Annotated in this window: 4 protein-coding genes and 1 pseudogene; 2 read left to right on the top strand and 3 right to left on the bottom strand. The window is 69.5% G+C overall.

Annotated elements, in window-relative coordinates; all coding sequences use genetic code 11:
• Positions 1 to 57: 57 nt before the first annotated feature.
• Genes AC2VNT_RS08380 through AC2VNT_RS08390 form a run of 3 tightly spaced genes read right to left on the bottom strand, consistent with a single transcriptional unit; the run spans position 58 to position 3587 of the window.
• Entirely contained in the window at positions 58 to 1743 is a 1686-nt protein-coding gene (locus tag AC2VNT_RS08380; RefSeq protein WP_486946416.1) for an alpha/beta hydrolase, read from the bottom strand.
• Between the two features lie 8 nt (positions 1744 to 1751).
• Positions 1752 to 2525: an enoyl-CoA hydratase gene (locus tag AC2VNT_RS08385; protein WP_486946417.1), complete on the bottom strand. Its 774-nt coding sequence runs from the start codon at positions 2523 to 2525 to the stop codon at positions 1752 to 1754.
• A gap of 12 nt (positions 2526 to 2537) precedes the next feature.
• Positions 2538 to 3587, bottom strand: coding sequence for an enoyl-CoA hydratase/isomerase family protein (locus AC2VNT_RS08390; RefSeq protein ID WP_486946418.1), 1050 nt, complete (start codon positions 3585 to 3587; stop codon positions 2538 to 2540).
• Positions 3588 to 3796: 209 nt separating this feature from the next.
• Here AC2VNT_RS08390 and AC2VNT_RS08395 point away from each other — a divergent pair, with 209 nt between their 5' ends.
• Positions 3797 to 4651: a Bax inhibitor-1/YccA family protein gene (locus AC2VNT_RS08395; RefSeq protein ID WP_486946419.1), complete on the top strand. Its 855-nt coding sequence runs from the start codon at positions 3797 to 3799 to the stop codon at positions 4649 to 4651.
• A gap of 103 nt (positions 4652 to 4754) precedes the next feature.
• Positions 4755 to 5017 (top strand): annotated as a pseudogene (locus AC2VNT_RS08400) (hypothetical protein); the annotation flags it as partial.

The following is a 5017-nucleotide window of genomic DNA, read 5'->3' on the forward strand; positions in this document are numbered from 1 at the left end:
TGGTCGCCGCCGGGGTGATGGGCGACGCGCTGAGCGGCTGAGCCCACGTCTACGCGTTCATTCCGGGGCCTTCAGCAGCGGACGCAGCTTCGCCGTCTGGTCCGGGGTCCAGCCCGGCGGCTGCAGCACCGCCGCCCAGCCGTTGGCCACGTCGGCGACGTAGCGGTGCCCGTGCCCGTCGGGAACGTCGACAGCCACCGCCATGTCGGCCGATACCTGCAGGAATGTCACCAGCGGCTTCCACCGCACACTCGGCAGCACGTCGTAGCCGCGCGGCTCGCGCAGCCAGTCCGGTTTGCTGAACAGCAGCCGCGGACTCCACCAGGCGATCGGGTCGGATGCGTGCTGCAGATACACCACCCGCGGTGTCGCCCACGGCTGGTCGGGCCGGTCCAGGTCGGCGGGCCGGGCCACGAACCGGACGTTGTCGCCGGCGTCGTAGATAGGCAGCCACTCCGGTGAGCCCGGGTCCCGGTCGGCGGTCAGGCCGGTCCAGATGGTGTTGTTGAACGTCGGCCCGGAGAACAGCGCGCCGTCCGTGCGGGCAAGCACGTTGTTCAGGCTAAGGAACGGCGCCTCGCCGCCGAACGACCCCAGGCTCTCGCCGAACACCACCAGCTTGGGCCGGTTGGCTTCCGGCCGCCGGCGGATCCGCGCGTCGACCGCCTCGAACAGCTCCTGCCCGGCGTGCCGGGCGTTCTCCTTGTCCACCAGGAATGACAGCCAGCTGGGCAGGAAGGAGTACTGCATGCTGACGATCGCGGTGTCGCCGTTGTACATGTACTCCAGCGCCGAGGCCTCCGCCTCGTTGAGCCAGCCGGTGCCGGTGGTGGTGGCCACCGCGACGACCGCCCGGTCCAGCCCGCCGGTGCGTTCCAGCTCCGCGGCCGCCAATTCGGCGGTCGCCGGAATCCCGTGCGCCGAGTGCAGACCGGCGTAGGCGCGGATCGGCTGGCTGGCCGGTGTGCCGTTGAACGCGGCCAGCTCGGCGACCGTCGGACCCGAAGAGACGAAGATCCGGCCCTGCTGCCCCAGCGACTCCCAGGACACCAGCGACTCCGGACCGCCGGAGCGCAGCGGCGTCGACGGTCGCGGGTTGTCCGGGCTCATCTCGTTGTTGACTGCGGCGAATGCGTTGTTCATCACCCGCATCGCACGGGTGAGCACCACGCCGTTGAGGATTGCGATCGTCAGCGCCACCAGCAGGGAGACCACCACCACCGCCGAGACCCGCGGCGGCGCAACGCGGTCGAGCTGACGGACCAGGAACCGGGTCAGCCGGCGGACCAGCTGACCAACCTCGACCAGCACGAACAGCACCACGATCGCGAGCAGGCCGGCCTGCAGGTAGTTGTACCAGGCCAGCCGCGGTACCCCGATCAGATCACGCAACTGGTTCTGCCAGATGTGCACCCAGACGATCATCGCGACGTGAATCACCGCACCGGCCACGATCAGCGCGACCCAGGCCTGGGGTGGCGCCGGCGGGCTGGAATCCTTCGATCGCAGGTAGCGGACCAGCCAGACCGCGAACACGCCCAGGCCGTAGCCGATCGCGCCGGACGCGCCGGTGACCACGCCCTGATACAGCGGGCCGCGGGGCAGCAGCGACGGCGTCATCGACAGCCAGATGAAGATCAGGCCGCCGACGGTGCCGCAGAACGTGTAACGCCTGATCCACCACGGTTTCTCGGCCGCGGTCGCCGGCGTGGGTTCTGCGGTGACCGGTGCCGGTTCGGCCATCCGGCCTCCTATCGATGCGAGAAGTTCGCCGGCCGCTTCTCGATGAACGCGGCCATCCCCTCGGTCTGGTCGTCGGTGGCCAGCGCCGAGTGGAACAGCCGCCGCTCGTAGAGCAGTCCCTCGGCCAGGCTGGCCTCGAACGCCCGGTTCACCGCCTCCTTGGCCATCCGGGCCGCCGACAACGACATCCCGGCGATGGTGTCGGCGACCTTCTTCGCCTCGGCCAGCAGGTCGTCGGCGGGCACCACCCGCGACACCAGCCCGGAGCGTTCGGCCTCGGCGGCGTCGATGGTGCGTCCGGTCAGGATCAGGTCCATCGCCTTGGCCTTACCGATCGCCCGGGTCAGCCGCTGCGACCCGCCCATGCCGGGCAGTACCCCGAGCTTGATCTCCGGCTGACCGAACTTCGCGGTGTCGGCGGCGATCAGCAGGTCGCACATCATCGCCAGCTCGCAGCCGCCGCCCAGGGCGTGACCGGCCACCGCGGCGATCGTCGGGGTGCGCACCGCGGCGAACTTTCCCCAGGCGGCGAAGAAGTCCGCCGCGAAGGCGTCCGAGAAGCTCAAATTCGCCATCTCCTTGATGTCCGCACCGGCGGCGAATGCCTTGGCCGACCCGGTGACGATGATCGCACCGATACCCGGGTCGTCGTCCAACTCCGCTGCGACCGTGGTGATCTCGCGCATCACCTGGCTGTTGAGCGCGTTGAGCGCCTGCGGCCGGTTCAGCGTGATGGTGCCCACCCGCCCGTCGCGTGCCACCAGGATCGTTTCGTAACTCATCGGCGTCGCTCCTTAAAACATCAGATCGGTTTCTGCGGGTACGAAATAGGCGTCGACGTCGGTGGTGGTCACCTGCGCCAGCTCGGCCGGTGACCAGCGCGGGTTGCGGTCCTTCTCCACCAACTGGGCGCGGATGCCCTCGACCAGGTCGTGTGAGCGCAGCGATGCGCACGAGACCCGGTACTCCTGGGTCAGCACGTCTTCCAGCGTGCCGAGCGCCTTGGCGCGCCGGATCGACTCGAGCGTCACCGACAGCGCGATCGGGGAGCGGGTCGCGATCAGCTCGGCCGCGCTGGTGGCCTCCGGCGCGCTGTGGGCGCGCAGTGCGCTGACGATCTCGGCCACGCTGTCGGGTGAGTAGCATTCGTCGATCCAGTCCCGCTGCGCGGCAAGCGTGCTCGCCGGCGGTTCGACGGCATGCGCGGCGATCGCGGCCGCGACACCGTCGGCGGTGATCGCGGCGGTGAACGCGTCCAGCCGGTCATGGGGCAGGTAGTGGTCGGCGAAGCCGAGCGCGATGGCGTCGGCGCCGGAGAACGGCGCGCCGGTGAGCGCCGCGTGCAGGCCCAGTGACCCGGGCGCCCTGGACAACAGGTAGGTGCCGCCGACGTCGGGGATGAACCCGATGCCGACCTCGGGCATCGCCATCTTGGTCTTGTCGGTGACGACCCGGGTGTTCGCGTGCGCGCCGACGCCGACCCCGCCGCCCATCACGATCCCGTCCATCAGCGAGACGTACGGCTTGGCGAACCGGCCGATCTGCGCGTTGAGCAGATACTCGTCGTGCCAGAACCGGCGCGCGTCGACGCCGCCGGCCTTGGCGCTGTGGTAGATCGCCACCACGTCACCGCCGGCGCAGAGCCCGCGCTCGCCGGCACCGGCGAGCACCACCGCGCGCACGTCGTCGGCGGACTCCCAGCTGCCGAGCGCGGCTCGCAGCAGGTCGACCATGGTCTGGGTCAGCGAGTTGATGGCCGTCGGCCGGTTCAGGGTCAGCCGGCCGACGCCGTCTTCGACGCTGGTCAGGACGGTATCGGAGCCAAGTTCGGATGCAACCGGCACGCCTGGTTCCCCCTTCCTCGGTGCTTCTTCGGTGCTGGTGCCCGGCATCGGCCGGGATGCACAGCAATCTAGATCGCTACCCACTTCGGGGTGTCCGCGGGTAGCATTCGGCGTTGAACGTCCACCACCCGGGAACCCCCGGCGGTGTCAGATCGTTGAACAGGTGTTCATACGCCTCGTGTCAGGAAAAACTAGAGAGGATCGGGACGGTGCGGGAGACCAGGAACCCGGTGTTTCGTTCGTTGCCCAAGCCCCAGCAGCGCGGAGTTCAGCAGCCGCAACCGGGCTATGGCTACCAGGGCTACCAGGGCTACCAGCCCCCTCAGGGCTACCACCAGGTGGCGCCGTACACCGCCCCGCCGATCAGCCGGCCGCTGACCATCGACGACGTCGTCACCAAGACCGGCATCACGCTGGGCGTGCTGAGTCTGGCCGCGGTCTTCGCCTACCTGGCGGTGTCGGCCGATGCGGCACTCGCCGGTCCGCTCGTCTTCGGCGGCGGATTCGGCGGGCTGGCCCTGGTGATGTTCGCCGTCTTCGGGCGCAAGCAGGACAGCAAGGCGCTGGTGCTGAGCTACGCGGTGCTGGAGGGCCTGTTCCTCGGCGCGGTCTCCTTCCTGCTGACCAGGTTGGTGGTGCTGAGCAGCAACGCGGGTTCGATGATCGGCCAGGCAATCCTCGGCACGCTCGGCGTGTTCGCCGGGATGCTGGTGGTCTACAAGACCGGCGCCATCCGGGTCACCCCGAAGGCCACCCGGATGGCGTTCGCCATGATGGTCGGGGCGTTCGTGCTGATGATCGGCAGCTTCGTGCTGGGCCGGCTGGGCATCGGCGGCGCCGCCGGCCCGCTGCGCACCGGGGGCCCGTGGGCGATCGTGTTCTCGCTCGCGGGCATCGCGCTCGCCGCGTACATGTTCCTGATCGACTTCGACGCCGCCGACCAGCTGATCCGTGCCGGGGCACCCGAGCGGGCGGCGTGGGGCATCGCGCTGGGGCTGACCGTGACGCTGGTCTGGCTCTACCTGGAGATCCTGCGGCTGCTCAGCTACCTGCAGAACGATTAGCCGCGTTTTGCGTTGACTCTGCGCTGGTGGCGCCTGCCACTCGAACTTCTGCGCCACCAACGCAGAGTCAACGGTTGTCGGCGGTCGCTGGCAGCATGCGCGCATGGAACCATTCGTCGGCAGCGAGGCGGTGGCCGCGGGCACGCTGACCCGCCACGAGTTGCGCCGGCACTACCGGGCCATCATGCCCAACGTCTACCTGGCCAAACGGGTGCAGCCGTCGTTGCGTCACCGGACCGTCGCCGCCTGGCTGTGGTCGGGACGCGAGGCCGTGATGGCCGGCTTGGCCGCGTCGGCGCTGCACGGCGCGAAGTGGGTCGACGACGACACGCCACTCGAGTTGATCTGGGCTAATGCCAGGACGCC

The organism is Mycobacterium sp. TH-M15 (genome assembly GCF_057473705.1).

Bases quoted from the DNA above. Each gene is read 5' to 3' on its own strand.
- AC2VNT_RS08380 (WP_486946416.1), bottom strand. From the start codon at position 1,743: ATGGCCGAACCGGCACCGGTCACCGCAGAACCCACGCCGGCGACCGCG.
- AC2VNT_RS08385 (WP_486946417.1), bottom strand. From the start codon at position 2,525: ATGAGTTACGAAACGATCCTGGTGGCACGCGACGGGCGGGTGGGCACC.